General features: G+C 54.4%; 30 protein-coding genes and 2 pseudogenes. 5 read left to right on the forward strand and 27 right to left on the reverse strand.

Annotation, left to right across the window (positions count from 1 at the left end):
* Positions 1-45 precede the first annotated feature (45 nt).
* The 22 genes and pseudogenes from ACTJI9_RS06220 to ACTJI9_RS06325 form a co-directional block, all read right to left on the reverse strand.
* A complete protein-coding gene (locus ACTJI9_RS06220; protein ID WP_115051938.1) occupies positions 46-471 on the reverse strand; it encodes a hypothetical protein in 426 nt (141 codons plus the stop codon).
* 69 nt (positions 472-540) lie between these two features.
* Positions 541-1,842 carry an ATP-binding protein gene (locus ACTJI9_RS06225; protein ID WP_115052198.1) on the reverse strand — a complete coding sequence of 434 codons (1,302 nt, stop codon included), beginning with the start codon at positions 1,840-1,842 and terminating at the stop codon, positions 541-543.
* 113 nt (positions 1,843-1,955) lie between these two features.
* On the reverse strand, positions 1,956-2,627 hold the full coding sequence (locus ACTJI9_RS06230) for a response regulator transcription factor (protein ID WP_115051939.1): 672 nt from the start codon (positions 2,625-2,627) through the stop codon (positions 1,956-1,958).
* 27 nt (positions 2,628-2,654) lie between these two features.
* On the reverse strand, positions 2,655-2,906 hold the full coding sequence (locus ACTJI9_RS06235) for a hypothetical protein (RefSeq protein WP_115051940.1): 252 nt from the start codon (positions 2,904-2,906) through the stop codon (positions 2,655-2,657).
* Positions 2,907-2,998: 92 nt separating this feature from the next.
* Complete coding sequence (locus tag ACTJI9_RS06240; protein WP_115051941.1) at positions 2,999-3,217, reverse strand: hypothetical protein; 219 nt, start codon at positions 3,215-3,217, stop codon at positions 2,999-3,001.
* A gap of 12 nt (positions 3,218-3,229) precedes the next feature.
* Positions 3,230-7,096, reverse strand: a complete 3,867-nt coding sequence (locus ACTJI9_RS06245) for a baseplate multidomain protein megatron (protein ID WP_440806675.1) — start codon at positions 7,094-7,096, stop codon at positions 3,230-3,232.
* 30 nt (positions 7,097-7,126) lie between these two features.
* On the reverse strand, positions 7,127-7,552 hold the full coding sequence (locus ACTJI9_RS06250) for an NlpC/P60 family protein (RefSeq protein WP_336440937.1): 426 nt from the start codon (positions 7,550-7,552) through the stop codon (positions 7,127-7,129).
* Positions 7,549-8,409, reverse strand: coding sequence for a DUF2163 domain-containing protein (locus ACTJI9_RS06255; protein WP_440806677.1), 861 nt, complete (start codon positions 8,407-8,409; stop codon positions 7,549-7,551). Before ACTJI9_RS06255 ends, ACTJI9_RS06250 begins: the two co-directional genes overlap by 4 nt.
* Entirely contained in the window at positions 8,406-9,035 is a 630-nt protein-coding gene (locus ACTJI9_RS06260) for a DUF2460 domain-containing protein (protein ID WP_336440935.1), read from the reverse strand. The genes ACTJI9_RS06255 and ACTJI9_RS06260 overlap by 4 nt, the downstream gene beginning before the upstream one ends.
* 9 nt (positions 9,036-9,044) lie before the next feature.
* Entirely contained in the window at positions 9,045-9,629 is a 585-nt protein-coding gene (locus ACTJI9_RS06265) for a phage tail tape measure protein (protein WP_354346700.1), read from the reverse strand.
* Complete coding sequence (locus ACTJI9_RS06270) at positions 9,622-9,837, reverse strand: rcc01693 family protein (RefSeq protein ID WP_354346702.1); 216 nt, start codon at positions 9,835-9,837, stop codon at positions 9,622-9,624. The genes ACTJI9_RS06265 and ACTJI9_RS06270 overlap by 8 nt, the downstream gene beginning before the upstream one ends.
* Positions 9,838-9,839: 2 nt before the next feature.
* Complete coding sequence (locus tag ACTJI9_RS06275) at positions 9,840-10,178, reverse strand: gene transfer agent family protein (protein WP_435530246.1); 339 nt, start codon at positions 10,176-10,178, stop codon at positions 9,840-9,842.
* The gene (locus ACTJI9_RS06280; protein WP_440806681.1) at positions 10,178-10,591 is read right to left on the reverse strand and encodes a phage major tail protein, TP901-1 family; all 414 of its coding nucleotides are present in this window, start codon (positions 10,589-10,591) and stop codon (positions 10,178-10,180) included. Before ACTJI9_RS06280 ends, ACTJI9_RS06275 begins: the two co-directional genes overlap by 1 nt.
* A gap of 31 nt (positions 10,592-10,622) precedes the next feature.
* Entirely contained in the window at positions 10,623-11,033 is a 411-nt protein-coding gene (locus tag ACTJI9_RS06285; protein WP_440806682.1) for a DUF3168 domain-containing protein, read from the reverse strand.
* The gene (locus tag ACTJI9_RS06290; RefSeq protein ID WP_440806684.1) at positions 11,030-11,170 is read right to left on the reverse strand and encodes a hypothetical protein; all 141 of its coding nucleotides are present in this window, start codon (positions 11,168-11,170) and stop codon (positions 11,030-11,032) included. The genes ACTJI9_RS06285 and ACTJI9_RS06290 overlap by 4 nt, the downstream gene beginning before the upstream one ends.
* Positions 11,167-11,502, reverse strand: a complete 336-nt coding sequence (locus ACTJI9_RS06295) for a phage head closure protein (protein WP_440806686.1) — start codon at positions 11,500-11,502, stop codon at positions 11,167-11,169. The genes ACTJI9_RS06290 and ACTJI9_RS06295 overlap by 4 nt, the downstream gene beginning before the upstream one ends.
* The gene (locus ACTJI9_RS06300) at positions 11,502-12,062 is read right to left on the reverse strand and encodes a head-tail connector protein (RefSeq protein WP_440806688.1); all 561 of its coding nucleotides are present in this window, start codon (positions 12,060-12,062) and stop codon (positions 11,502-11,504) included. Before ACTJI9_RS06300 ends, ACTJI9_RS06295 begins: the two co-directional genes overlap by 1 nt.
* Positions 12,063-12,141: 79 nt before the next feature.
* On the reverse strand, positions 12,142-12,684 hold the full coding sequence (locus ACTJI9_RS06305; RefSeq protein ID WP_440806690.1) for a hypothetical protein: 543 nt from the start codon (positions 12,682-12,684) through the stop codon (positions 12,142-12,144).
* A 109-nt stretch (positions 12,685-12,793) separates the two neighbouring features.
* A pseudogene (locus ACTJI9_RS06310) lies at positions 12,794-13,822 on the reverse strand (phage major capsid protein); the annotation flags it as partial.
* Positions 13,819-14,142 (reverse strand): annotated as a pseudogene (locus ACTJI9_RS06315) (terminase large subunit domain-containing protein); the annotation flags it as partial. The pseudogenes ACTJI9_RS06310 and ACTJI9_RS06315, both read right to left, overlap by 4 nt.
* Positions 14,069-14,605 carry a hypothetical protein gene (locus ACTJI9_RS06320; RefSeq protein WP_354346718.1) on the reverse strand — a complete coding sequence of 179 codons (537 nt, stop codon included), beginning with the start codon at positions 14,603-14,605 and terminating at the stop codon, positions 14,069-14,071. The gene ACTJI9_RS06320 and the pseudogene ACTJI9_RS06315, both read right to left, overlap by 74 nt.
* A 125-nt stretch (positions 14,606-14,730) precedes the next feature.
* Positions 14,731-15,360 (reverse strand): LysE family translocator, encoded by a 630-nt coding sequence (locus tag ACTJI9_RS06325; RefSeq protein WP_440806693.1) that lies wholly within the window; start codon positions 15,358-15,360, stop codon positions 14,731-14,733.
* Between the two features lie 264 nt (positions 15,361-15,624).
* Between ACTJI9_RS06325 and ACTJI9_RS06330 the strand changes: the two genes are divergently transcribed.
* From ACTJI9_RS06330 to ACTJI9_RS06345, 4 genes are all read left to right on the forward strand, one after another.
* Positions 15,625-17,772, forward strand: coding sequence for a transglycosylase domain-containing protein (locus ACTJI9_RS06330; RefSeq protein WP_115051947.1), 2,148 nt, complete (start codon positions 15,625-15,627; stop codon positions 17,770-17,772).
* 35 nt (positions 17,773-17,807) lie between these two features.
* Positions 17,808-18,392 (forward strand): DUF1214 domain-containing protein, encoded by a 585-nt coding sequence (locus ACTJI9_RS06335; RefSeq protein ID WP_115051948.1) that lies wholly within the window; start codon positions 17,808-17,810, stop codon positions 18,390-18,392.
* Positions 18,385-18,930, forward strand: coding sequence for a DUF1254 domain-containing protein (locus ACTJI9_RS06340; RefSeq protein ID WP_337353750.1), 546 nt, complete (start codon positions 18,385-18,387; stop codon positions 18,928-18,930). The genes ACTJI9_RS06335 and ACTJI9_RS06340 overlap by 8 nt, the downstream gene beginning before the upstream one ends.
* A 104-nt stretch (positions 18,931-19,034) precedes the next feature.
* Complete coding sequence (locus ACTJI9_RS06345; RefSeq protein WP_440806697.1) at positions 19,035-20,078, forward strand: ElyC/SanA/YdcF family protein; 1,044 nt, start codon at positions 19,035-19,037, stop codon at positions 20,076-20,078.
* Between the two features lie 91 nt (positions 20,079-20,169).
* Here the strand turns inward: ACTJI9_RS06345 and ACTJI9_RS06350 are convergent, their stop codons facing one another.
* The gene (locus ACTJI9_RS06350; RefSeq protein WP_115051951.1) at positions 20,170-20,454 is read right to left on the reverse strand and encodes a YciI family protein; all 285 of its coding nucleotides are present in this window, start codon (positions 20,452-20,454) and stop codon (positions 20,170-20,172) included.
* Positions 20,455-20,517: 63 nt separating this feature from the next.
* Entirely contained in the window at positions 20,518-20,709 is a 192-nt protein-coding gene (locus ACTJI9_RS06355) for a hypothetical protein (protein ID WP_162802427.1), read from the reverse strand.
* A gap of 190 nt (positions 20,710-20,899) precedes the next feature.
* Between ACTJI9_RS06355 and ACTJI9_RS06360 the strand changes: the two genes are divergently transcribed.
* Positions 20,900-21,838, forward strand: a complete 939-nt coding sequence (locus tag ACTJI9_RS06360) for a DUF2336 domain-containing protein (RefSeq protein ID WP_440806700.1) — start codon at positions 20,900-20,902, stop codon at positions 21,836-21,838.
* Positions 21,839-21,892: 54 nt separating this feature from the next.
* Here the strand turns inward: ACTJI9_RS06360 and ACTJI9_RS06365 are convergent, their stop codons facing one another.
* From ACTJI9_RS06365 to ACTJI9_RS06375, 3 genes are all read right to left on the reverse strand, one after another.
* Positions 21,893-22,240 (reverse strand): DUF1491 family protein, encoded by a 348-nt coding sequence (locus tag ACTJI9_RS06365; RefSeq protein ID WP_307283620.1) that lies wholly within the window; start codon positions 22,238-22,240, stop codon positions 21,893-21,895.
* A 141-nt stretch (positions 22,241-22,381) separates the two neighbouring features.
* Entirely contained in the window at positions 22,382-23,257 is an 876-nt protein-coding gene (locus ACTJI9_RS06370) for a peptidoglycan-binding domain-containing protein (protein ID WP_307283617.1), read from the reverse strand.
* The gene (locus ACTJI9_RS06375; RefSeq protein WP_440806704.1) at positions 23,232-25,118 is read right to left on the reverse strand and encodes a sensor histidine kinase; all 1,887 of its coding nucleotides are present in this window, start codon (positions 25,116-25,118) and stop codon (positions 23,232-23,234) included. Before ACTJI9_RS06375 ends, ACTJI9_RS06370 begins: the two co-directional genes overlap by 26 nt.
* Positions 25,119-25,205 lie beyond the last annotated feature (87 nt).

A 25,205-nucleotide genomic window follows, 5' to 3' on the forward strand; every position in this document is an offset into this window, starting at 1 on the left:
TGATAGGGCAATTCGCCGCAAATGCACTTCGTGGAGCGATCCCGATCACAGCCGCGTCCAGCTGCCGTCCTCATTGCGACACGCCGTTCCACGCGCAGATTGCGGCGTGCCATCAATACGGATGGTATGGGTATATTGGCGGCAGTTCTGCGATCCAACTTGGTAGGGCTGAGCCGCCACAACCTCGCCAGAACGATTGTTGCTGCTTTTCCACTCTACAACCTTGCCGGCCGGAGAATATTCCAAGGTCTGATACTCAGCCTGCAATGCCTGCTTGCGGTCTGCCGGTTCAAGCGATGCATTGCCGACCAGTCCATTACCGAGGGCGGCAAGAACGCTCGTTTTTGCAGCTTGTTTCGAGCCGCCGGTCCAGGAACCTAGAACCGCGCTATCGCCCTTGCCGCCGGATGTCGTTGAACAACCGGCAAGCGCAGCAATTGCGAGAAAGGGAATAGCGACATGAAATTTCATCACAAGCTCATTTTCAGATAAATCTTCAGGCCTTTATGACCTGATTGAATGGCGGCTTGCAAGCTTCATTCAGTTCGCAGCCGTTGGTAAAATCAGTCTCGCATGTAACCCGCCGAGTAGAGAACTGCGTTCAAGCGTTAGGGTTCCGCCATATTCGCGCACAGTGTCGTTCACAATCGACAGGCCCAAACCTGTGCCCGGCTTTGTTTCATCAAGCCGCTTCCCGCGTGCCAGCGCGTCCTGTATCTGCTCGGCAGCAAGACCCGGCCCGTCATCCTCGACGCTGATCTCAAATCCTTGCTCGACGCGGGCAAGTGTCAAGGTGATAATCCGGCGGCCCCACTTTCCAGCATTCTCCATCAAGTTGCCGACGATCTCCTCAAGATCTTCCTGCTCACCAGCAAAGATTGCATCGTCCATGTAATTGTTGAACTTGATGTCCATGTGGGGATTGAGCTTGGCGGTAACGCGCACCAGCCGCTCCAGTATCGGCGTTACGGGAGCGCGGAAGACAACACTATCACGCTGTGCGGCAACGCGGGCACGTTGGAGATAATGCTGCACCTGAATTTGCATAGCGGCAGATTGTTCGGCGATAAGGCGGCCTTCCGTGCCACCGATTGTCCGGCTTTCATTCACCAGAACCGATAAAGGCGTTTTCAGCGAATGGGCAAGATTGCCGACCTGCGTGCGTGAACGATCCATGATACGGCGATTATTGTCGATCAGCGCATTCATCTCGCGCGCCAGGGGCGCGATCTCGTTGGGCAAGTCTTCGTCAAGACGCGTAACCTTGCCCTCGCGGATATCGCCCAGTGAACGGCGCACACGATCAAGTGGGCGAAGCCCGAATAGAATAACGGCAGCATTGATCAAAGTTCCGCCTAGACCAAAAATGCCGAGATAGAAGTACAACGTATAGCGGAAATCTGCGATTTCTCCCTCGACTTCGCTCAGATTTCCCATCACCCTGAAACGTGCGACCCGATTATCCGCGTCAAGCACCACTTCGGTTTCAACGACCGACAATTGCTGGCCGTTCGGTCCGGCTTCCGTATATTGGCGCTGGAATGATGTATCGAAGGGAACATTGAGAGTTGAGGGTGAATCGATGTTTCGCTCTCCCAGAGAAACGGAGCGCAGCGAGCCCTTTAAATTATCCGCCGCAGGCTCGACTGACCAATACCAGCCTGAAAGCGGGCTGGAATATCGCACTTCACCGGGGTCAGGACGTCCTGCCAACGTGCCATCATTGACACTGACTGATGCGATAACACTGAAAAGATGGGCTGAAAGCAATTGCTGAAAGCTTTTCAGGCGTGCTTCGCCATAGAGCGTCGAGATGATAGTCGCGATGGCAATGAATGAGATGATGGTCCAGAGGGTCGAGAGCGAAATGACGCGGAACGACAGAGATCGCAAGCTTGGGAGATAATTTCTCAGCCGGATTGCCACGCAATACCCTCTTTAAAAGGCTTAAGACCCTAAGCCTTGCTGTCTTGCGACTTGATACGATAGCCCATACCGCGAATGGTCTCGATCAGGTCCATGCCCATCTTCTTGCGCAACCGGCCGACAAAAACCTCAATAGTGTTTGAGTCCCGGTCGAAATCCTGATCGTAAAGATGCTCGACCAGCTCGGTTCGCGATACGACTTCGTCCATATGATGCATGAGATAGGAAAGCAGGCGGAATTCATGGGAAGTGAGTTTCAGCGTGTTTCCATTGACAGTGGCTTTTGACGTTTTCGTATCCAGACGCAACGGACCGCAGGAAATTTCGGACGAAGCATGTCCCGCCGCGCGGCGGATCAAGGCGCGTAAGCGCGCAAGAACTTCCTCAATGTGAAACGGCTTGGCGACGTAGTCGTCAGCACCCGCATCAATCCCTGCCACCTTATCGCTCCAGCGATCGCGGGCTGTCAGCAAAAGTACGGGCATGATACGGGAATCCTGGCGCCATTTTTCAAGCACGGTCAGCCCATCCATCTGCGGTAGGCCGATATCCAGGATAACAGCGTCATAGGGTTCGGTATCGCCGAGAAAATGCCCTTCTTCGCCGTCAAAAGCCTTGTCGACAACATATCCAGCCTCCGTCAGCGCATCCACGAGCTGACGGTTGAGGTCGCGATCATCCTCGACGACAAGTATTCTCATGCAGTATTTCCTCGCGGACTTATGAGATCAGTTTGCTGGAACAGCAACTTCCACACGCCGCGGTCGTTCGCCGTCCTTACCGGGAACCAGAACCACCACTACGCAGACCTCTTTGCCGTTTTGGACAACAGATGTTGCACGCGCAAGGGTCCCCCCTTGCGAGTCCGCTACCTGCTGCCCCACCGACGAGCAATCCGCAGCTAAAGCAGGACCGGCGAAGACGACGCCGGCGCCCGAGATCAGACCCGCTAGGGGCAAGGAGAAGAGTAAGTGTTTCATCATGTTGTCATTAATATCGATTGCTGTCTGAACGATGAATGAACAGTTGGTGTCTCGCTGCTACAAATGCCACAGGTTCACGTCTTTTAACATCATATTTCTTTACGTGAAATGAGAGTTGTCGCGCTGATGCGTCCAAATAGCGCTACAACGCCGCTAATGGCGGTTAGGAATTGGACTATCGTCTCTGCAAGAGATGCATGATCGGCCCCTTCAAGCGAGCCATTGAAGAAGCCGGAGCACGACAAGCCAATTGTTACTATCGATGCCCAGATGGTCTTGGAAGCAAACCATGATTTTTCGTTGGTCATTAGCAAATTCCTTTAAATAATTGTCGGTTCAAAAAATACTGGAGAAAATTTACAGTGGGCCTCCTGACCAAGCCCGACTGAGGCGGAAATCATCGCTACTTTAAAGTCAAAAGCGACGGACGGATTGCCCAGATCCTTCAGCCGCTCAGAAGCACTGTAAGTCCAGTTGCTGGCAGTCACTTCAAATGACCTGACAGCCCGCTCTTCAAACAGTATTTCTATATGATAGGCCTCGCGCTCTTCCCCCAGCGGTATTTCTGGAGAAAGCCAGCTATCAGCATCAATTCGCCCGCGCCTGATCCAACCTATATCCATATCGCCGTTTGGGCGCATTCTGGTGCTGATATGGACGGGCGAAAGCGGTTGCAGTGCCCGCAATCCTCCCATTTTTGTTTTGGTGCTGTAAAACTGGTCGGAAAACTCTTCGCCTGAGCATCCAATGCGCCAGTTTAACTCCAATCCCGCCTCTTGGGGTTTCAAGCCTGCCGGAGAAACAGCATCATTGAGCAAAATGAAGGGTGCTCCCTCCTTTTTGAGCTGCATGGCCTCACGTTCGGTCCCGCATTGGCCACGCAACAGCCCGGTGAGTCGCCATACGTCGCTGCTTATTTCCTCCGCATTGAGAAATTGCAGCAATTCCCACTCTCCACCAGACGTTCCAACAAGTGCACTATTGGCACCGTTAAAAAGTTGGGAGCGTGTCACCGAACTCAGCTCTCCATCGTACAGCCTGACTGAAAGAGCCTGATTATTAAGCCAGCGCCCGCTGGCGCCTTCATTCAATGGTGCAACCAACTCGCCCATGACAGCGCTATGCGCCAACATTGCGCGCTGTTCAAAACCAGTCTGTTCCGGAGAGATAAATGCGCTTACTCCGTTCCAGGGCCGCGCAAATGCGGCAATCCGGAATTGATCGGCAGGACGCTCTATCCCCGGCCACATCGGAAGGTCTATCAACTCAAAATAAGGTCTGCCGCGAATAGCAAGGTCCGCACCTGATGCAACAGGCAATGCTGCCTCGGCGGGATACCGAACGTGTTTTGGTACTGCCCGCGCCTCCAGACGCCTCGTCGCCCCATCTTCAATCGAGGTGATTACAAAAGCACCTGCGGGCACTGTACCATGCGGGTCGGCAATTCTGATCCGGTCTCCAACTTTCAAATGCGCCTGTTTCCAGGGTAGCTCTAACGTTACTGATCGCCGGGACGCACGGCGCGACTGCATCCATTCTTCGGCAAGTGACTTGGCCTGACCGCTTTCCAGCATGGCTGCAATGCCGATGCTTTCCGTTCCTTTGCCGCTCTGGCGCTCGGCAAAGACCATCGCCGCTTGATAATCCAGCATCGGGTCGCGATAGGCCAGCTCAACGCGTTCCGGCTGCTCCATTATTTCTGTCAGCCGCCATGTCAGCGCGGCAGCATCCTCGCGCTCGACGAACTCTTCGATCAATGGTGTTTGGGAATCTGTGCGGGTATTGCTTTGAAAGACAAGCGTTTTTCCGCTTTCAAATGCATCTATCCCGTAGACTGCGAGCAATGGCTCGATTGCGGATCGAACACTCGTTGGTTCGTCCAGCACGTAGCCACTGACAAATCCATCGACGCGACACGTATCGAAATCAACGATCCCATAATCCTTGAGAATGGCAGCTACCAATTCATCGAGCGCCACGCCTGAAAGCCGACCGTTCAGCCAATGACCCGATGTCCAATTGTCGCCATCAGACCACAATTTTCGGTTTAGCGGAAACTCCGGATGAGGCCGTGTATCCCAAGCCCAAACATAGAGCCGATCCTTGTCAAGCATGCTACCGGCAAGGTCTGACCAGTGCGCAATATGTGCCCGCAAATAGCGATTCTGGGCCAGGTCATTTCGTCCTCGATCTGAAAAATAGGGAAATGCCCCCTCTGATGATTTCATATCGGGAAAAACATTGGGCTGGTTCGGGCCCTTATCGACAGCTGGGCAGCCTAGTTCCGTCAGCCAGATTTGCTTGGCAGCGGGCTGCCATACAGTAGGTGCGGTCTGCTCCACGCCACCAATCCGATTGTAATGACTGTTCCTCCACCATGAAGAAAGGTCTTTGAAACGATAGACCCATGGCTTGCCGGAGCCATCTGAAATCGGTGTTCGCACACGCATGGTCCGGTCATTCGGCGATGCATAGTACCAGTCGTAACCTTCCCCTGCAGTAATCTGCTCTTGCAACGCCGGCAGATCATAGGGTGCCACAAAGCCGTCCGGATTAGGCACCCCATAATCTTCGTCACGCCAGTCACTGAGCGGCATATAATTGTCGATGCCAATGGCGTCGATTGCCGGATGCGCCCAAAGTGGATCAAGGTTGAAATAAACATCGCCTGAACCGTCTTGCGGATAATGCCCGAAATATTCAGTCCAGTCCGCGCCATAGGTGAGCTTACATCCAGTCCCCACAACCCGGCGGATATCGGCGGCAAGACCGCAAAGCCCATTTACGAATGGGAAATGATCGTACGGCCCCCGAACCATGGTAAGCCCCCGCAGTTCCGAACCAAGGATAAACGCATCCACGCCGCCTGCACAGAGAGCCAGATGCGCGAGATGCAGCACAAAACGACGATAACCCCAATCTTCACCATTGCCTTGATAATGGACGCGTTGATGCTTGATCTGATAATTTTCTGCCGTGGCGCTCCCTAGAAATTCGGCGATCTGGTTCACCGCCGCTTCTGTCTCGTTGACACTGCCAGCATGGTAAGGCGCAGGGTGACAGGTAATGCGTCCACGCCAAGGATGTGTCGCCTGATGTGTTGAACCATAGGGATCGGGAAGCTGGTTGTCCGGCGGTATATCAAGCATGATGAACGGGTAAAGCGTGACGCTCAGACCTCGCGTTTTTGCGTCCTCGATGGCGGCGACAATGCTCTCATCGGATGGCGTTCCACCATAGATCCCCCCCCTGTCATCGCGGGAAATGAGATGTGCACCGGCGCGGTCAACGCCTCCAGCGCACCATTTCTCGCTTTCGTTGTTCTGATTCCTGTCCATGACGCCCGGGCGAATTTTGCAATTCCCAGCACGCAAATCCGCGGCAAACCAAGGCACTACGATTGCAACATGCTTAAGGGCAGGACAGAGCCCCTGCAGCTCGTCCATCGACGCCTCCCAGTCCGTATCACCTCGCAGGCAATTATGGTTCAAAGCAATCGTCTGACCTTTACCCGGCTCATTGGTTACCAGTTTTGGCGAGAGTCCGAACTCCGTTGAGCCGGGTATATGTGCTACCGCCTTGAGACTGCTGGCGACGGCTCCGATTGCTCTGATCACTTCAAACTGAAACTGCGGTATGCGATTGCCAAAATCATCGAGTGGAAAATGCTCGAAAACCACACAGGCCGTGCCCCGATATGCTGGTGCATTGCCGCTTCCCTGTTTGGCTTCAATCAATGGATCCGGCATTTGATTTTCGCCGCCGCAATGGACGCGGATTGTGCCTCGCGTCTGGTCGTATTCCTTACCGTCAGCCCATATGCGACGGATAAGGCTTATCTCTCCGGCGGCAACCGCAATGGCGAAATTGCCGAAGTAGGAATATTCAGCGACCTTCCGTCCGCCTTTACCGCCCTGTCGCTTTTTGGTTTTCTGCTCCTCGAAACGCGTTCCCCATATCAAAACGCCCGGCACCCGCGCCGCGCCATAAATGCGAGGAAGAGCAGCTCCCTCCTCGCCCATCGTCGGACGCATGGATATCATGCGTGGCCCTTCGGCATTTTGTCCGAACAGCGCACGATCGATCAAATAGCCCCCCACCGAAGCAGCGGCTGTGGCTATTGCTGCTGTGACGGTACCTGAACCGAAAATAGCCGTAGCAGTCGTGGTGAGAACGAGTGTCGCCATATCATCAAGTCCCGTGGCAAATACTTCAAATTATTGAGGAAATCCAAACACGCCAGCAATCCGCCTGCGCCATTGCGGGATCAGCGCTGAATCCATGACGCAGTGTCCTTCATAGGCATGTGTAAAACTATCCGGGCTAGTCAGTATGCCCAGATGCTTTGCGGAAACTCCGTCACGCCAGCGGAATACAAGCATGTCGCCGGGGATTGCCTCTGCCGGATCTTTCGGAATCATGTGCCTGTGCGCAGCCTCCAGCAATGCGTCACCACCGCCTGATTCAGCCCAGTCCGGAGAATAAGCTGCGATGTCCTGCGGCTCGCGGTAATAAAGTGCTCGCCATATTCCGCGGACAAGACCAAGGCAATCGCACCCGACCTGACATTTGGAACCTTGGTGACGATAGGGTGTGCCAAGCCAAAGCCGGGTTTCAGCCAGAACGTCCTGTGCGATCGTCATGGGACCAGCGGCCCGCCATCAAAATTGCCGTCTGCAAAATTGTAGACTGCATCATTGCCTGGCAGATGAGGAAAACCACAAAAGTTCAAGGCATTTGCAAATTTTGCCTTGCACTGCGCAAAGCTCTTGTCACAACCGGCATCAAGCAGAAATGTATCGCCTATTTTGATGTCTGGAATTGGAGAATCCCGCAAGCTCAGGCGGATACCCTCACTGTGAGTCTGGTATGCCAGTACGACATTCCTGCTGCCATTGGCCCAGGTCAACGTTCCATTGCGAAACCAGTTGTTGTCCGATGGCTGCAAACCGGCAACCACAACCTCGCGGTCCGAGATCAGCCTAGTTACACTCCCCTCCTGTGCGCGGCTTTTGTAACCGCACCGGCTGTCACCCAGCTGCGCATCGCATTGCCGGGTTACCCGACGACCGCTTATCTTGTCGAGATCAACGGAACTGCTTTTGAGTTCTGCAACAAACCGCCCGCCCGAGCGGGTGATTGCGCCGATACGCGACGAACGCAACAAGGCATATTGTTCAGGCGATGCCCAATTGACGAGAAACGTCTCGACCGCCGCCCCATCGAATGCACCCCGCTCAATGTCATTATCGGAAATAGCAAGCGAAGAAAGCGCTCCTTCGATTTCTGCGGTATCGACACTCAGACCCAATGCGCTTGTGGCTTCACTGGCACTCAATCCAGTTTGCGGTTCGCAGGATACGCCTTCAATACGCAATGTTTTGTCGTGATCGGTGAAGCCATATACAATCTTGTCTGTTCGCCGGATGATCCAGCAAAAACAATGCGTTGTTATCTCGCCTGAAAGATGTGATTCAAGCGTTGCCGGCAAAGAGCTCATGCCTTGACCTCAATAATGGGAATGGACGGAATATCACCGGCGCTGAATGATCTAAGGCTGATCATCAGGCGGTCTGTGTCGAACCGCGCGGGTACATCGAAACCGAATCCCGCACTCACTGCTGCGCCCTGTTTGGGTATTTTCCCGGGCTGGAAAATGATCTTCCCGCTGATCAACTCAACGACAAAGTCGATCGCCTCTTTGTGCTCTATGCCCGCTACGGCCACCCGCACGCTGTCTTTTTCCACCTTGGTGATAGGCCTTACGTGCTCGCCATAACGCTTGATGAGTTGGAACACTCCATTGTGCCCGTCTCCCAGCCCAAGCATCTGATCCGTGGCAGCGATTGGCATGCCGGATTTGCCCGATAGATGATCAAAGGGATCGCGAAACCGGAAGGCATGCAGCGAGCCCCGCCGCGCCTCAAAAAATGCCATCACCTCTTCAAGGTCCGCCAGCGAACGCAATCCGGTACCAGCGTCATAGTGGCGTCGCGACTGGGACCAGCGTGCATTGCGCTGCTCGAATCCGGACGTGAGCGGCACGATTTCATTGCGCCATTCCGGTCCACCGGTCGCACCAAAGGAGACAGCCGCCGGAAAGCGGACGTCGTGAAAATCTGCCATACTTTATCCTTAAAGCGTTCTTGCGCCCCGGCGTGCGGCGCGTGCCAGCATGCCCGTTACTTGCGCCTCGGATTTGCGGAACGAAGCAGCATCCGTTGCAGTGACGTTAAATGTGACATGGACCGGCGAGCTGCCGCCCTGTGTGGCCACGCCAAGGCGCCCATCCGGTCCTCGTGCGAGTGGCATGATCGCCTCGCTGCCCGCTTCGCCCATAAGCCCAAGGGAGCCGCCAGCATTGAAATAGGTCGGAGTGTCGACAATGCCGCCTTTCGCAAAGGCTGTTGGCCGGTCAGCTGGGATCGGTACCGGTCCCTTGAAGGTACCAGGCTTTGCCATGAAGCTTCCAATGAAATTGGAAAACAGGTCCGAAGCCATGTCCTGCAATGGTTTCAATCCGGAATTCAGCGCCATACCGGCGATGTTCATCGCCACTTGCTTCAGAACATCGTCCAGCCCTTTGCCACTTATTGCGGCGCTTTTCAGCGAACTGGTCAAGGTGCGTCCGAACAAATCGGATTTCTTCTGCAAGTCATCCAGTGCGCGGTCCATTCCGCCGGTGTCAACGTCCATTTTTACTGTTATATCTTCAGGCATTGATTTCCTGCTGTTTATCCGGAAAGGCTTGCATCATTTGCTGAAGCTCACACTGCGTCAGTGCAGCCCGTGAGGGCGTTCGATAAAATGCTGCGTTCAGTTCACGCGGCGTCATCGCCCAGAATTCAGCCGATGAGAGTCTCAACACACCAAACCCGGCTGCCATCATCGCTGCCCAGGGAAATGGCTCAGTAGAATTCCCATCCATTATCAGAGGGTTACCTCCGCCGGTTCCGATTTTGATTCACCGAAGGTTGCGCTTAAAATTTCACTGACAATGCGAGCAAATCCAGTCGCACCGCCTTCAGCGCGCATTTGCGATACTTCATCGAGAGCCACAGCGTTTCCGCCGCCGCGTAGTCCCGCTGTAATGATCTTGAGAATGTCACCGGCTGAAAGCGGGCTGGTAGAAAACCGCTTCAGCAGCACAGCCAGATCTTCGGCGCCAAATGACGCTTCAAGCTCCGCCAATGCACCCAGGGTCAAACACAATGTCCATTCACGTCCATCAAGCATGGCGCTGATTTCGCCGCGATGCCGGTTCACCATCATGCGATCTCCGTGAACTTGACTGGCCCGGCCGACTCCAGAGCAATTTCAAACGTGACCTCGCCATTATGCGCGCCGCCATATTCCAGCGCGACGATCTGAAATAAGCCCTGCAACAGGCCAAAGCCCGGAAGTACGATCTGCCAGTCAGGGATAGAGCCGTAAAAAAATGCCTGCCGGAACAGATTATCCGAATGTGCATCCTTGAAGATGCCCGAACCACTGATTGATGCCCGTTGAACAGCACTGCCGCCGAGCAGCTCCCGCCAGCGTCCGGCTGCGTCAGCATCTGTCACATCAACAGTTTCCGTGTTAAAAGCCAGGCGTTTGGAGCGCATGCCCGCGCAAGTGACATAGCCACCTTCTGCACCCGCAATCTTCAATAGAATATCCTTGCCTCTTTGGGCGACCATTGGTGTTCCTTTCAAATGGATTTTTCAAATCTCAAGCGGACAGGTCTTCTGTCACCGCCCGGTAGCGCAATACGCCCAGATACCCATCCTGAGCGTCCTCGGCGCGTGCCTGCGAATATTGCAGGTTCAAATTCGTGAGCCGGTGGCCGCTCAGCACCAGTTGTGAGCGCTCCAACAGGTGTTCGATCACATTCATGATCTCGAACACGGTTTTACGACCGCTCGCCCTGTTCCAGATATTGAGCGTAAACAGGTGCTCGCTGCCGCGTTCGGTCGCCGTGCTCCAGTCGTAAATATTGGAAGAACCCAACGTTACATAGGGAAACTCGGCTTTTAACGGCACGCGGTCATAAACCCGTCCCGCAATCAGCCTTTCCAGCGCACCGTCGATTTTCAAACACGCCAGCAATGCCTTTTGCAGTTCCAACCCGGCACTTTTCATGACTTGTCATCTCTTGGGGGTGGGGATTGTTTTTGAGCCCTGCTCGCCTTTTCAGCGGCCTCTTCAATCAGCTCCATCGCTTGCCAACGCAATGTACGGACCAGATCGGCCAAGGTGAGTTGCATGGTTACCTTCATCTGCCCTCCTCGCTCACACGTGCGACCAGATAGCGTTCCGTCTCGTCAGGGTCATACAATGTCAGTATCTGGAATATGCGCGCACCCTTGCGAAAACGCATGCTCGTGGAAATATCGGCGCGGTGCCGCAATGTAATCCTGTGGCTCAGCTCGGCAAGTTGCTGCTCGCCCAGCAATCGCACTCCCGGTCCAACTGGTTCAATTTGAGCCCAAAGGTTGGCGATTTCGCTCCAGCTTTCCTCCAGTTCGCCCGCTTCTCCAGCCAACACGGAAGATTTTTCCAGCAGCAACTCTTGGTTGAGACCGCCCGGATCAATGAACAGCGTCGCCATCAAAATGAAACCTTGCGCCAAAGTCCTACCGCCCGCTCGAACGCAGGAGGATAGGAGACAGGCTGTTGCGCAGCGCCATAAACGCCGCGAAACTCGTACCAATGGGCCACAAGCGTCAAGATCGCATGGCGCAACGCATCGGGTACATCCTTGCCTGTTTCACCGAAACCGGCAACGAAATCCACTTCCAAGGCAACGGAATTGGCCGTGCGTGAGGCAAGGTATAATCGTGCTGGGCGTGAAGCAGATTCCAGATGCAAATCCTCAGCCGCTACCTGCACCGGCGTTCCGTTAACATGATATGCACTCACCGAAACAATGGACTGGACCGGACATTTCCGCAGTTTTATCACTCCGGCGGTCGGCCATTGATCGATGTAAAGCCGGAAGGTTTGGCAGATCAGAGCAAGGCCCGTCTGTGTTTCCAACGTTTCGCGCGCTGCTTTGATAAGTCCATCAAGCAGTCCGTCTTCGCTATTATCTGTGAGGCGCAAAAATTGGTGCACCTCTGCCAGCGTCACCGGCTCAAGAGCCGGCGGCTTTATCAGTGTCATTGTCATGTTCAGGGTCTCGTTCCGAGTTGGAATTATTCGGTCTCGATCAAGGCATCGCAGCGTTGATTGAAATGAGATTAGACGGCTAGCCGGTCGGCAAGTTGGAGCAGTCTTCTATTTTGCGTTCATGATCTTTTGCCATGTTGATCATAATCTGAGTATCCAAGGATAGGCTGTATCCGCCATAGAGTGCACTCAGCAAAAACTCAGCCACTTTGCCGTAAGCAGCGGGTTCGGGACTATCAATAATCGCCTGATAATTACCTTGCGTACCATCCATCGAGAATCCCAGTCTTGCCAGACTATCGATCCCGTTCGGGTCCATTTGGTAATGACCCACCTCACCTTCCTTCGGGCCAAAAAAACCTGAAGATGCCTCACACAACATGCGCTTATCATCATCGACGAACCTGCATTGCACATAGTTCTGCGAACGTTCGGTGGAAAGAATTAGATAACGGTCAAGTTCAGTCTCGCGACCTGCACTCGAATGAATTTTTGCCAATCGCGCAATGACCGGACACCGATACCGCTCAAGGAATTCGGCCAACTTATCCGAAACCGCAATTTCCCCTGCGAAACAAATCGATGGACCTGTGCAGCCGAGTGTCAGGCTAAAAATCAGCACGATAATCCGTTGAAAACGCATCCTTCAAAACTATGTGAATCTTTAGTGCGGTCAATTCGACATTGGTAGAAGAAGTCCGGACGGCCGTAAGACCGCCCGGACTGGATGATCAGACGCCGAACTTCAGCAGCTTGATCGCATTGAAGTCCTGAACGCCACCGCCCACACGCTTGGTCGTGTAGAACAAAACGTAGGGCTTGGCGGAGTAAGGATCGCGCAGGACGCGCACGCCTGTGCGATCCACCACCAGATATCCCCTTGCAAAATCACCGAAGGCAATGGCAGCAGATTTGTCGGCCATGTCAGGCATATCTTCAGCTTCAACGAGGCCAAAGCCCAGCAGTGATGCCTGCGCGCCGGGCGTTGCGGGCGGCGTCCAGAGATAGTTGCCATCCTTGTCCTTAAGCTTGCGGATAGCCGCCTGCGTTTTGCGATTCATCACCCAATTGGCATTTTGGCGATAACCGGCTTTCAGCGCATAGATTGTGTCGAGCAGAACATCCGAAGCATCATTGGCGGGAAACGCCCCGGCGACGCCAGTCGATAGCGAGCCGAGTTTACCCCAGCCCCAGGCGGACTCTGCCACTGTGTCATAGGTCAGGAAGCCGCGTGGTTTGTTGACCCCGTCGCCATTGATAAAGGCCTTGCCTTCCTGCTCGGCAAAAGCCGTTTCCACCTCGGCAGAAATCCATTGTTCCACATCAACCACGCCGTCATCGAGCAGCGAGGATGTTGCCGCCGGCATGGCATAGAGCTCCATGGTCGGAAATTGCAGCTCAGCCAATTTGGAGCCTTCAGTCTGCGGACGTATGTCGGTCTCGCTAACCCAGCCTACGGATGGTCCCTTGATCGAAAACGGCTTCTTCAAAACTGAACCGGATACCTGTCGTACCGTGGCGATACTGCGGATGGGCGATATTTGCGCCAGTCGCGTTCCGATTTCGGTTTCAAGTTCCTGGGGCACCAAATAGCCGCCATCGGAAGCCGAACCGATCGAATGAGCCTTGGCCTCAAGTGAACGTACGCCGCTTTCATCGCCGCGCCGGACATAGCTTTCAAAAGCGCTCTTATGCTCCAGCGAGCGCAACGGGCTGACACCGCCATCCAGCGCAGGACGCACCTGCTTCAGTTCAAGCTGCTCCAGAGTAGACGACGCCTTGTCATTTCAAAGCGAGGGCGCTCGGCCCGTGAAACCGACATGATGCCGGATGGGCCGTCGATCATAACCTCGCGGACATCGGCCAATGTTTCGCCGACCAGAGCGATATGCATGGATTTCGATTTATCAAAGGGCGCAAACCCAAGGGCCATGCCATTGACCCATTCCGCCCCCATTCGTGTCTTGCCGGAGCCTCGCCCGCCAAGGATCAGCCATGTATGCCAATCAGTTCGCGGCGGCTGTTGTGTTGTCCGCCCCTGAAAAAGCCATTCCGGATGGGCCGCCAGCATCTCCCGCATGCTTAAATTTTGTTTCGACCAGCTCGCTTGCACGGATGTTGGCAAGTTCATCGATCCTCTCATCAATTCGTTTTAGAACCGCCGCGACCTCGTCGGGCGAAAGACCGCTGGCGCTCTGCGCTCTCGCCGCATCAAACCTCTCTTGAAGGTCGCTCACCTTGTCGATAGTGCGGGCCAGCAAGGCCAATGCGTCGAGCCGTGCCTTGCTTGGAATTTCGTTTTCAAAACTGGACAGTGTTTCCAGCTCCTTCCGCAAAAGCTCCATGATTTTTCTCGCAGCACGTAACTGGCTGTTACCCTGCTGTATCTCATCAAGCGAATAGCCATCGCGATAAATGCCGTTTAGAAACTGCTGTTCGTTAACGCCCAGCAATGGTGCAATCTCGTGGGGGGCAATGCAGTATTCGCGGCACAACGCAAAGGCGCTGCGCCGGCGCATGGCCATCGCATAAATAGCAGTCATAAAAAATCCCTGAAATATCGCGGCTAACCGGCGAGGAAGCCTTGGTCACAATTCCGACGATGACTAATATCTACAGCAGGACCGTTACGCAGTCAAGGACTATTTTCCTATAAAGGTAAATTTTCTTATGCTGCCTTTTTCCATGTGGCAGCCAGCAACCCCGCACCTATCATCAGCGAGCCGCCAGTACGATTGACTACGCGCTGGACGCTAGGCTTGCGAATTGTCTGCCGTGCCATTGACGCCATCAATGCATAGGCCCCGGCATTCAATTTTGCCAGCACGAGGAATGTTGTTTCGAAAATGATCATCTGGGTGAGGATCGGCCGTGTCGTATCGAGAAACTGCGGCAGGAACGCCACGAAGAAGATAATGCTTTTCGGGTTGAGCGCAGTTACGACATAGGTATGCAGGAATATACGCAGTGCCTTTTCATTTTTTGCTGGCGTCTCACCTGTCACAGCATCCGCCACGGGCGCACGCCATAGTTTGATGCCGAGATAGATCAGATAGGCCGCGCCGATCCATTTCAAGGCGGTGAAAATCGTCGCTGACGCGGCAAGCAGCGCGCCAAGGCCGAGCATGGAAGCAGTCATGGCGGTGAAATCGCCGAGCGCAACTCCCGCGACAGTCGCCATTGCAAAGCGCCTCCCATGGCCAAGCGCATAAGAAATTACCAGAAGAATGGTCGGCCCGGGGATAGCAAGAAGTATTGCTGATGCTGCGACAAATGCCAACCAATGTTCAATAGCCATGTTCCCGCTCCTGTATATCTGGCGCTCAGAAATCCATAAAGAAGCAGCCATTTGCAAATGAAAAATTCAAGCGGCATTTCGATGCTCAAAAGGCAAGTTTTTCAGGCTTCTCTTGTCGCAGGACATAAAAAAGAGCTAATCTGTCCTCTGGGGTGAAATGACAGGGCAACGCTTCAAAATAGCGAACTTCAGAAGCTGTTAAGCGTAATCGGATACACCATATTCTTTATAAGAATGTGGATATAGGGCAGGCACAGAGTTTCGATGAAAGAGACCAAGCCAGACAAGCGTAAACGTTTCAGAGTCTCGCCATTGCTAGGGCTTGATGCATGGATCGATTCAACGCTTTATGAGTTGCGCTTCCGTGCCGCCGAAACCTGGGAAGATCTGACGATATTTTTCCGCCGGTTCCATGTTTCCGGCTGGCGGCGCGCCATTATTGAAGTCTTGAGCGAAGGGTTCACCTGGGGCACGGCTGGCTCCGTGGTCATGCTAACGCTGGCGATACCTGCCTTTCACGAAACTGATAAGAATTGGCGCACGCGTGACGATTTCGCCGTCACCTTTCTTGATCGTTATGGCAATGAAATCGGCCAGCGCGGGATTCTCCACCGCAGTGCCGTTCCGATTGACGAATTGCCGGATCACGTCATAAAGGCTGTCCTTGCCACGGAAGACCGGCGCTTCTTTGACCATTTTGGCATTGATTTTCTTGGTCTTTCCCGCGCAATGACGGAAAATCTGCGCGCCAATTCGGTTGTGCAAGGCGGGTCGACAATTACCCAGCAGCTGGCAAAAAATCTGTTTCTGACCAATGAGCGCAGTCTTGATCGAAAGATCAAGGAAGCCTTTCTGGCTCTTTGGCTTGAGGCCAATTTGAGCAAGAAAGAAATTCTTCAGACCTACCTCGACCGCGCTTATATGGGCGGTGGCACATTCGGCATAGCTGCCGCATCGCAATTTTACTTCAACAAAAGCGTCAAGGACGTGAATCTTGCTGAAGCGGCGATGCTGGCCGGACTGTTCAAGGCACCGGCAAAATATGCCCCGCACGTCAATCTGCCTGCGGCCCGTGCTCGTGCGAACGTGGTGCTCAGTAATCTCGTTCAGGGTGGTCTGATGACGGAAGGACAGGTCGTCGGGGCCCGGCGCAATCCTGCGACAGTGGTTGATCGCGGACGTTTGGAAAGCCCGGATTACTTCCTCGACTGGGCCTTTGACGAAGTTCGCAAGGTCGCGCAGAATTTCAGCACCCATACATTGGTTGTGCGCACCACACTTGATACCGGCATCCAGAAGGCCGCCGAAGAATCCGCCGAGTATCATCTGCGCCAATATGGCAAGGAATATCACGTCGCGCAGGCTGCGATTGTTGTTCTGGAAAACAATGGCGCCGTAAGGGCGATCGTCGGCGGGCGCGACTATGGCCTCAGTCAGTTCAATCGCGCCACCGCCGCCTTGCGGCAGGCGGGCTCGTCCTTCAAGCCCTATGTCTATGCTGCCGCCATGGAAAAGGGCATGACTCCGAAAACGCTCGTTTCGGGAGGCGCAGTGTCTTGGGGCAATTGGTCACCGCAAAATTATTCCCGCAAATATCTGGGCAAGATTGATCTCACGACTGCTCTGGTCAAATCGATCAACACGGTGCCCGTACGTCTTGCCAAGGATTATTTGACCACAGCTCCTATCGTCGCATTGGCAAAAGCCATGGGCGTTGAATCACCGATCAGCTCGCACAAGACCATGGTGCTCGGCACCTCCGGCATGACAGTCATGGATCAAGCCACGGGCTATAACGTCTTTGCGACCGGCGGCATTGTCGGCATGCGCCATGCGTTCACGCAGATATTGAGCCAGAATGGCGACATGCTTTGGGACTGGCGCAAGGATGGCCCAAAGCCCCATCGGGTTCTGACCGAGACTGCCGCAAATAACATGAACATTATGCTCTCGCAGGTGCCGGAATGGGGTACAGCACGGCGCGCCGTGCTTCCCATGACGCGTGTCGCGGGCAAGACGGGAACGACCCAGAGCTATCGCGATGCCTGGTTCGTCGGGTTCACCGGTAATTTCACGGCGGCGGTTTGGTTTGGCAATGATAATTTCACGCCAACCAAGGAACTGACAGGCGGCATTCTTCCCGCAATGACGTGGCAGCGTTTCATGAATTATGCGCACCAGAATATCGATTTGAAAGCTATTCCCGGCATCGATCCAACCATGCCCAAGCAGGAAAACGTAGTGGCTGAAAACAGCACCACCGATGCCGATAGCGAAATTATCAAGGCTGGCGAGCGTCCGCGCGTTCTTTCGAATGCGACCGTGCAGGTGCTTCGCGAGATTGATCAGGCCCTGAAAACATCACCGAAGCTGAAATTGCCTTTGCTTCCTACAAAAGTTTCCGCGCGCTAATTGCACGCAGCAGCGCCGCCGTGTAGTCATCATTCATGCTTCGTAATGTCTTCCTCGCCCTTATTGCGCTTGTCATTGCCGTCGGCGGCGGAACACTGAGCGCATGGTATGCGGTGAATCGTTTCGATGGCTTCAACGCGCTCGCCATTGGGCAATGGACTGCCCATCCAGATGCAGGCACGCCGCTTTCCGACCCTTATGCCAAGGCGCGCGCCGCCCGCGAAGGCGCTTTTCCGCTGGGTTCAGCCGAAGGTCTGGCGTTTTACGCTTACAATGATGATACGGGCGCAGCGCTTGACCGCCAATGCACCTACAGTTTGAGCGGAAATAGCCCGAATTCACGCTTTTGGACACTTTATGCGGCAGATCGCACCTTATTACCACTCGATCCCGGCACCGGCCGCCTGCCTGCATTGCATTCACGGCAAATCCTGCGCGGTGAGAATGGCGCATTCGTCGTTTCCGTTTCGCCGAAGGCACAGCCTGAAAACTGGCTCGCCACCTCGGGCAGCGGGCGGATGACCTTGGTGATGACATTGTACGACACGCCGGTGGGCAGCAATTCCGGTCTTGTCGACATGACCTTCCCGGCAATCACAAGGATTAGTTGCGATGGGTAAGCTATTGCGCGCCCTTCTGTTCGGTCTGGTCGGCGCAGGTATTATTCACATCGCCGTTGTGTTGCTCGTCCCCTATTACTCGGATCGAAATGCCTGGTCGCGTATTTCGGCCTATGGCGAGGATTGGCAGTTTCATACGGCAACCGGCGAACCCAGGCCCGGTATGGCACGGCTCGCATTTGACCCCTTGTTTCAAGCCGCCGCCTGCCGTTTTGATATTACAGATCTGCCCGCGCATATAACTGGTATCGGCACACTGCCCTACTGGTCGATCTCGGTTTACAATCGCCAAGGCGAAAATATCTACTCGATCAACGATCGCACAGCGATCGCCGACCAGTTGGATCTCGTCATTGCAACACCTCTGCAAATGATTGAACTCAACAAATCCAAGCCCGTAGCCGCTGAAAACTCCGTGCTGATCGAAGCCGATATGGATGAGGGTTTTGTTGTTATCCGCAGTTTCGTTCCCGATGAATCATGGGGCGAACAGGTTGCGTCCTTCCTGAAAAATGCCAACTGTTCGCCGCTGCTCTAGAACCCGGTTTTGCGTCTGGAATAGGCAAATTTTCTTTGGATTGTAGCTTCGCTGTTACAGAATATGTGTACGACCAACCGGACCCGATAAAGAGAGTGGACACTATGAAGAAGATTGCTGCTGTAACCCTTGCTCTGACGCTAAGCACTTCATTTGCCTTTGCCTATGACACGCAAAACGCCGAGCGTATCAAGACTTTGGTCGATACCGGCATGCAATATTACTGGTCGGGCGGTGACGTGAAAAAGGCCGAAGCCGAGATTTTCAAGGGCATCACCCTGCATGGCCGTTACGATGTGGTTGAGCAATCCTTTGCAGAAGCTTCCAAGCTGGCGCCCGAACGGCTGGATTTCCGATTTGCAGTCGCGTCATCGCAAATCCTGCAGAAAAACCTCGACGGAGCCCGTGCGACCTATGAGGAAATCCTTGCCAAGGACCCAACCTCTTTTGATGCACAGGCATGGCTGGAGGCTCTGGGCCGTATACGCAATGACGAAACCGAAGCAAGCCTAGCGCATCAGGCGTTGGCCGGTTTTGACCGCGAGCGCGCCGAGGCATATCGCCAGCGTTTTGTTCGTGCCGAACAGATCATTGCTGAAAAGCCGAACACCGATGTGCCTGCCCTTCCAGGTAAAGTCATGATCGTCACCTTGGGTTATGCTTTGGCCAAGGATGGAACAGCTGAAAAACCCTTGCTGGACCGGCTTGATGTAGCGCTGAAAGCTGCGCAGGCTAATCCCGAAGCGCGTATCATGGTGACAGGCGGCCAACCGCAATCCGGTGTTACCGAAGGCGACGTCATGATGAAGTGGCTGGTGGAGCGCGGTGTCAGCCGCGATCGCATTCTCATTGAAGACAAGTCAAAGGACACTGTCGGCAATGTCCTGAATGTCGCCAATCTTCTTAACCGCCACAGCGCTGACAGCGTCGTCCTGGTCACAAGTTCAAGCCACATGCGCCGTGCCCGGACATTGCTGGAAGATGCGCTCAAGCAATATGATCTTGACGCCAATGTCGTACCGGTTGTGGCTCTGGATGCCCCTTCCGTGGAAGAAGCAGCGAAGGTTTCAGCCGATGAGCGCCTGGTGATTTACAGGGATCTGATGCGGGTATCCGGCCTTTGGGCCTATCCGGGCGTTCAGCAGTAATATTTGCATCCACCGCTTGTCACGAATGACATGCGTGGTTCGACGAGACGAACCACGCACTGTGCTACTGCAAGCCCCCAGAAAGAGGGATTCAAAGCAATCCCTCAAGCCCCGGCTGCACTTTTGACGGCGCGAACTCCTGCACGTCAATATTGGCGAGCTTGCGTGTGTAAAACGGGTCTTCTTCAAGCACTTTGCGCAGGACTGCTTCACTCTCAGCCTTGGCGAGAATGATGCCGCCGGTACGCGGTATTTTCCGGCCCGAGGCTAAAAACATTCCGGTAGCGTAGTGCTTTTCGAGGAAGGCGACATGATCTGCCATTGCGGCATCGAGGTCGGCTAGCGGCGCGATGTAGGTAAGGGAAACGATGAACATAGGGGACTCCTGATATGCGAGTCCTGATAGTTCCATAGCTGCATTTACAAGAACAGGTTCAAATCAACCCGGCTGGGGCAAATTGTCAAAAAACTGACGACGAAGCTTTGCCTTGTCACGTTTTTGCGGCTGGGCTGAATAATGTTCATAGCGCACGCCGGGAAAGATTGTGATCTCGGCTGTCGCCTGACGTTTCTTCTGATCCCGGTTGCTTCGCGTTCTGGCGCTTCCCGGAAATGCGATTACAAATCCCATTTGGTCCATCCGTAAGGTTCGTTGCTCTCCTGAACTCGAATGCTACGCAGATGCCTATTGGTACTTATGCCGTATGCGCGTGATTTGCGCCATTATTTAATAAGACACGTCGATGGTTAACGACTTGCTAACGCTTAGCGGCTAATTTTAGAAGCTGTTATTGCGTTGCGTGCAGTGTTGGAGTTTGTTCGTGAAGTATCCTGAGTTTCGGGCGCTTGAAGACCGCAGCGGCGGCAGCAAGGCTGACGATCTCCTGACCGCGTCCATTACTGCGTTCTGCAGCGTCGCAAGACCGGCAAAAAGCGATGCGCAGCAGCTTGAAGACCTCGCTGTTCCTCTCCTGCCCCTCACCTCTCCGCGCGTGCGCCGGCATGCGGCAGCCGTACTTTCCGAATTACCCCATGCGCCCCACCGTCTCATCATGGCTCTTGCCGAGGATGATGTGGATATTTCTGCGCCCATCCTGCTGCGCTCTCCCGTGCTGAAGACCGGCGATCTTATTGACATCATCCGGCGCAAAGGCCTTGGGCATGCCCGAGCGATAGCACGCCGCACAACATCCGATCCATTATTGCTGGATGCGCTGCACAGTTTCGATGATCCCGCGCTCGAACGCACATTGGCATTTCAAGTGTCGACCGATGTTGAAACGGCTGCGGCTCCAGAGTCCGAGCGCCTTCGCGAAACGCGGCAGGCACTGCGGGAACTGATGCTTAGCACTGATATCGGGCAATCCGACGATCAGGCGCTTGCCGACCGATTGATCGATGCAGCCCTGCTGGACCAGACCACTCAATTCCAGGAAGAATTTGCCCGCGCGCTTGATCTTGGCATGGAAAGTACAGTGCGCATCATTGGTCACGGGCTCAATGCTGAATTGACAATCGCCTTTGCCTCGCTTGGCCTTTCAGCGGAAGCGTCACACCTCATCCTTACCGGTCTTTTCGGGCTGGTGCATAAGAATCTGCATTCACTGCGGCTGTTCATCCAGTCTTATCGCCAGATTGACCAGGAAAAAGCCCGGGCTACAGTCGCACGTTGGAAGATTCAGGAAAACTCTGCGGCACTGCGCCAGAAATTGCGTGAGATGGCCAAGGATGTCGAGAATACAGCCCGAAAGGTTTCCTGACCGCTGCAATTTGCCCACGTTGGCAAGGACGATCATTGTATTCAGCTTTTTAATCTAACCATCAACCACCGAAAACAACTCAGACCTATCCCCGCGATAATCCTCAATTTCAACAATCCAAAGATCGCGGTCCCAGCGCTTCTGCTTTTCCAGATCATCATTGATGTCCATCTCGGCCGAGCCTGATTTCAGCCGTGTAAACAAGCGCTCGTCGGGCTTTGTCTCATCATAGACCATTTGCGGAGCCGGACCGAACAGGTCATATGTGCCATCGGAATTGCGAAATTTGATGAAAATCGCTCCGGCTTCCATTGCTCCCCTATTGCTTAATGCAGCAAATGCGCCGGTGTCATTGACCCTCCGCACCAGTGCTGAAACCCAAAAGTCAGATGTCAGACGCATGGGCACAAATCCTTGCTGGGACGGAAATTTGCGTCCTGATGAGCCGAAAATGGTGGATTTCGAGCACCAGAGCAGTGAACTTTTGGGTTCAGGAGCACGGGGGCACAGAAAAACGACATTTGCAGGCTATCAGGGCGTGAATTAGTTGATAAGGCCAATTTCCTGCATCTTGGCCAACAGCTTCGCGTCTGGCTCGCCCGTTACTGGCAGGCGGAAGAGTTTCTGAAATTCACTGACGGCTATCTTCGTGGATTCACCGACCTTGCCGTCGATTTCCACTTTGTCATTGCCGAATGCGCGCAAACCGGCCTGCACGCGTACGATTTCCGGTGCGGATAGGCCGCCTGTTGCGGCATCGTTCACCTCGGCATTGGCCGACGAAGCAGAAATTTTCTGTACCGTTGCTTTTTCAGGAGCAGAATCCGGCTTCTTGGCCGGAACAGCAATGCTTGCCGTCGTGTCGTCCGCATTGCCAACTGGAGCCTCGGCCTCAACACCGAGCTCAGCGCTGGCCTTGCGGTAGGCCTCGATAGCCGCGCGTGTGCCTTTGCCGGAAATACCGTCCACCGTTCCATTGTAGAAGCCGAGGGCCAGCAGTTTCTGCTGAAGCTGTGCCACTTCCGGATCGCCGCCCGGTCCCAATACCGGGTCACCATTGATGGCAGCGGCGATTGCATCCTGGCTTTTTGGAACCGGAACAGAATTGACCTTGCGGATTGGTGCATCCACAGAGGTTCGTTTTTCTCCCGACAGAGCAGGCTTTTCCTGCTTTATCGGCTTGAACACCAATTCGGGCCGCGTCGAGAAAAAGACGCCCTCGTGCACATGAGGCTGATACCACAGCGCATTGGCCGAGATGAAACCAAGCGTAACCAGAAACGCGGTTGTGCCGCCTGCGATGCCAGGATTGCTGGCGATCAAGCCACCGGCTGCAATCAAAGCCCGCAATGCAGGGCTTCGTTTAGGTGCGCGGCGCTTGGCGGTCCGGCTGCTAGGCCGACTTGCGGGCTTCCCCATGGGAACCTCCCTTTACATCGCTAATCTCTTTGAAGTCGACAATATTGGCGGCAGGCTCTTCGCTGCGCTCGTCGCTGGCGATAATACGGCCAGAGCGGGGGATACGGACGTCAACAATTGTGCCCTGCCCTGGAACGCTCTTGATCGTCAGTTCGCCGCCATGAAGACCTATCAGCCCTTTTACAGTGGCAAGACCCAAGCCAGTGCCTTCCTGAGCGCGCGTATAGTCGTTCTGTACCTGGCGGAAAGGCTGGCCCAAAGTCTTCAGATCTGCTTCGGCAATACCGATGCCCGTATCACTGACCGAGAACATCAGCGTGTCATCTTCAACCTGCGCGTCGATCGTCACAACGCCGCCAGCTTCGGTGAATTTCACCGCATTGGACACAAGATTGATCAGAACCTGATGGATGGCGCGATTATCGGCAACGACATTGCCGATACGGGGGCTGACGCGATCGCACAAGGTGACGTTCTTCTGCAAAGCCTGATGCGCCATCATATCGTGCACCATTGTCACGGTGTCTTTGAAGGCGAAGCTTTCCGCATGGATAGGATAGGCTCCCGCTTCAATCTTCGAAACATCGAGAATGGCATTGACCACTGAAAGCAGATGATTGCCGGAACGATGCACCAACTCGACATATTCGCGCTGGCGGCTATCGGGCAGCTTGCCGCAAATTTCCTGCAACAGGATGTCGGAAAAACCAATGATGGAATTAAGCGGCGTGCGCAGTTCGTGGCTCACTGTGGACAGAAAACGGCCTTTTGTAATTTCGACTGTCTCAACTTCGCGGCGCGCTGCAACAAGTGCGTTGCGATCCGCAACGGCCTGCGAGATATCCGTTGCGACGATAAGAAAGCCCTCGCCCTGGCTGTGAGGCACAGCGCTCAAATGATAAGTTGCGAACCTGACAAGGTGTGGCTGGCCACAAGTCTCTGCCGGCGCAACACAACGCAGCTTGACATCGACATGGGCTTTGGCCGCGCCGCGCTTCATGTCGCTGAGGAAACCAAGGAATTGAACACGATCGGCCACGTGCACCCGCTCGAACAGCGGCGTGCCGATCAGCAGATTGCGTGCAATACCAAACTGTTCTTGGGCCTTGGATGAAAGTGATTTCACCAGCCCGTCGCTGCCAATACTCATAACCACGCCATCAATGGCGCTTTCGAGATCGGCAACGCGATCATCGCGGCGAGCGGCAGCAACGCGCTGAACAAGTCCTTTCGTTATCCGCACAATCAATGTTGCAGAATAGGCCAGAGAAGCCAGCAACGAGAGCGGCGAAAGGCCAACTTCTGCATTCTTGAGCAATGACACAATAAGCAGAACAGCCAGTATCGCCGCCGATATCGCGCCAGCCAAACGCAGCGAACGCTCGCTTCTATAAATGAACCAGGCTTCAACAGGCACAGCGGCAGCCAGCAGCCAAAGCAGCAGATTTGGTGCTGATGAAGCAATCCCGATAGCGCAAATAGATGCGCCATAAGCGATAAGTGCTCCAAGGCCGATCTTCAGGCCATCCTTGGATATTGCCAGAGCACCGCAGAAGATCATCGGCAAAGCCAGAACGCCAATAACTATGCTTACAATACCGGCCATTTCGCCAGCCAACAGGTGATTTGTGAACACCGCCATTGCAAGCACCAAAGGCATGGCAAGAAACGCGCCCGCCATCCGCGTATCGCGCTCACGGGTTACCGGGCAGGCAACGGATGTATTGACCCAACGCCTGCACAAATCGTGGAAGCGACCGGCAATATCAAGCCGCCGGCGCGAGCTGGCATCGGCAAAGTCATGCCGCCGGTGGGCGTCAACCCCGGCAAAGTCAGAATGTGTGACGGAATGAATCGGCACCAATTTTTTCCTGCTTTCCGCAAAACCCTGGTTGTCGCCCGGATAATGCGGTCATTTCATGAATGCTCTTTCAAGCACTCTTGTCAG

The organism is Phyllobacterium sp. 22552 (assembly GCF_052044585.1).
Taxonomy (GTDB): Bacteria; Pseudomonadota; Alphaproteobacteria; order Rhizobiales; family Rhizobiaceae; genus Phyllobacterium; species Phyllobacterium ifriqiyense.

What these genes read in the sequence shown, in the direction of transcription:
- ACTJI9_RS06370 (WP_307283617.1), bottom strand. Translation starts at nt 23,257, where the DNA reads ATGGGGAAGCCCGCAAGTCGGCCTAGCAGCCGGACCGCCAAGCGCCGC.
- ACTJI9_RS06260 (WP_336440935.1), bottom strand. Translation starts at nt 9,035, where the DNA reads ATGGCAGATTTTCACGACGTCCGCTTTCCGGCGGCTGTCTCCTTTGGT.
- ACTJI9_RS06280 (WP_440806681.1), bottom strand. Translation starts at nt 10,591, where the DNA reads ATGGTCGCCCAAAGAGGCAAGGATATTCTATTGAAGATTGCGGGTGCA.
- ACTJI9_RS06365 (WP_307283620.1), bottom strand. Translation starts at nt 22,240, where the DNA reads ATGCGTCTGACATCTGACTTTTGGGTTTCAGCACTGGTGCGGAGGGTC.
- ACTJI9_RS06345 (WP_440806697.1), top strand. Translation starts at nt 19,035, where the DNA reads ATGAAGAAGATTGCTGCTGTAACCCTTGCTCTGACGCTAAGCACTTCA.
- ACTJI9_RS06235 (WP_115051940.1), bottom strand. Translation starts at nt 2,906, where the DNA reads ATGAAACACTTACTCTTCTCCTTGCCCCTAGCGGGTCTGATCTCGGGC.
- ACTJI9_RS06245 (WP_440806675.1), bottom strand. Translation starts at nt 7,096, where the DNA reads ATGGCGACACTCGTTCTCACCACGACTGCTACGGCTATTTTCGGTTCA.
- ACTJI9_RS06230 (WP_115051939.1), bottom strand. Translation starts at nt 2,627, where the DNA reads ATGAGAATACTTGTCGTCGAGGATGATCGCGACCTCAACCGTCAGCTC.
- ACTJI9_RS06265 (WP_354346700.1), bottom strand. Translation starts at nt 9,629, where the DNA reads ATGCCTGAAGATATAACAGTAAAAATGGACGTTGACACCGGCGGAATG.
- ACTJI9_RS06275 (WP_435530246.1), bottom strand. Translation starts at nt 10,178, where the DNA reads ATGGTGAACCGGCATCGCGGCGAAATCAGCGCCATGCTTGATGGACGT.
- ACTJI9_RS06335 (WP_115051948.1), top strand. Translation starts at nt 17,808, where the DNA reads ATGCTTCGTAATGTCTTCCTCGCCCTTATTGCGCTTGTCATTGCCGTC.
- ACTJI9_RS06330 (WP_115051947.1), top strand. Translation starts at nt 15,625, where the DNA reads ATGAAAGAGACCAAGCCAGACAAGCGTAAACGTTTCAGAGTCTCGCCA.
- ACTJI9_RS06340 (WP_337353750.1), top strand. Translation starts at nt 18,385, where the DNA reads ATGGGTAAGCTATTGCGCGCCCTTCTGTTCGGTCTGGTCGGCGCAGGT.
- ACTJI9_RS06220 (WP_115051938.1), bottom strand. Translation starts at nt 471, where the DNA reads ATGAAATTTCATGTCGCTATTCCCTTTCTCGCAATTGCTGCGCTTGCC.
- ACTJI9_RS06350 (WP_115051951.1), bottom strand. Translation starts at nt 20,454, where the DNA reads ATGTTCATCGTTTCCCTTACCTACATCGCGCCGCTAGCCGACCTCGAT.
- ACTJI9_RS06325 (WP_440806693.1), bottom strand. Translation starts at nt 15,360, where the DNA reads ATGGCTATTGAACATTGGTTGGCATTTGTCGCAGCATCAGCAATACTT.
- ACTJI9_RS06290 (WP_440806684.1), bottom strand. Translation starts at nt 11,170, where the DNA reads ATGAAGGTAACCATGCAACTCACCTTGGCCGATCTGGTCCGTACATTG.
- ACTJI9_RS06270 (WP_354346702.1), bottom strand. Translation starts at nt 9,837, where the DNA reads ATGGATGGGAATTCTACTGAGCCATTTCCCTGGGCAGCGATGATGGCA.
- ACTJI9_RS06255 (WP_440806677.1), bottom strand. Translation starts at nt 8,409, where the DNA reads ATGAGCTCTTTGCCGGCAACGCTTGAATCACATCTTTCAGGCGAGATA.
- ACTJI9_RS06250 (WP_336440937.1), bottom strand. Translation starts at nt 7,552, where the DNA reads ATGACGATCGCACAGGACGTTCTGGCTGAAACCCGGCTTTGGCTTGGC.
- ACTJI9_RS06300 (WP_440806688.1), bottom strand. Translation starts at nt 12,062, where the DNA reads ATGACAATGACACTGATAAAGCCGCCGGCTCTTGAGCCGGTGACGCTG.
- ACTJI9_RS06355 (WP_162802427.1), bottom strand. Translation starts at nt 20,709, where the DNA reads ATGGGATTTGTAATCGCATTTCCGGGAAGCGCCAGAACGCGAAGCAAC.
- ACTJI9_RS06320 (WP_354346718.1), bottom strand. Translation starts at nt 14,605, where the DNA reads ATGACTGCTATTTATGCGATGGCCATGCGCCGGCGCAGCGCCTTTGCG.
- ACTJI9_RS06295 (WP_440806686.1), bottom strand. Translation starts at nt 11,502, where the DNA reads ATGGCGACGCTGTTCATTGATCCGGGCGGTCTCAACCAAGAGTTGCTG.
- ACTJI9_RS06240 (WP_115051941.1), bottom strand. Translation starts at nt 3,217, where the DNA reads ATGACCAACGAAAAATCATGGTTTGCTTCCAAGACCATCTGGGCATCG.
- ACTJI9_RS06285 (WP_440806682.1), bottom strand. Translation starts at nt 11,033, where the DNA reads ATGAAAAGTGCCGGGTTGGAACTGCAAAAGGCATTGCTGGCGTGTTTG.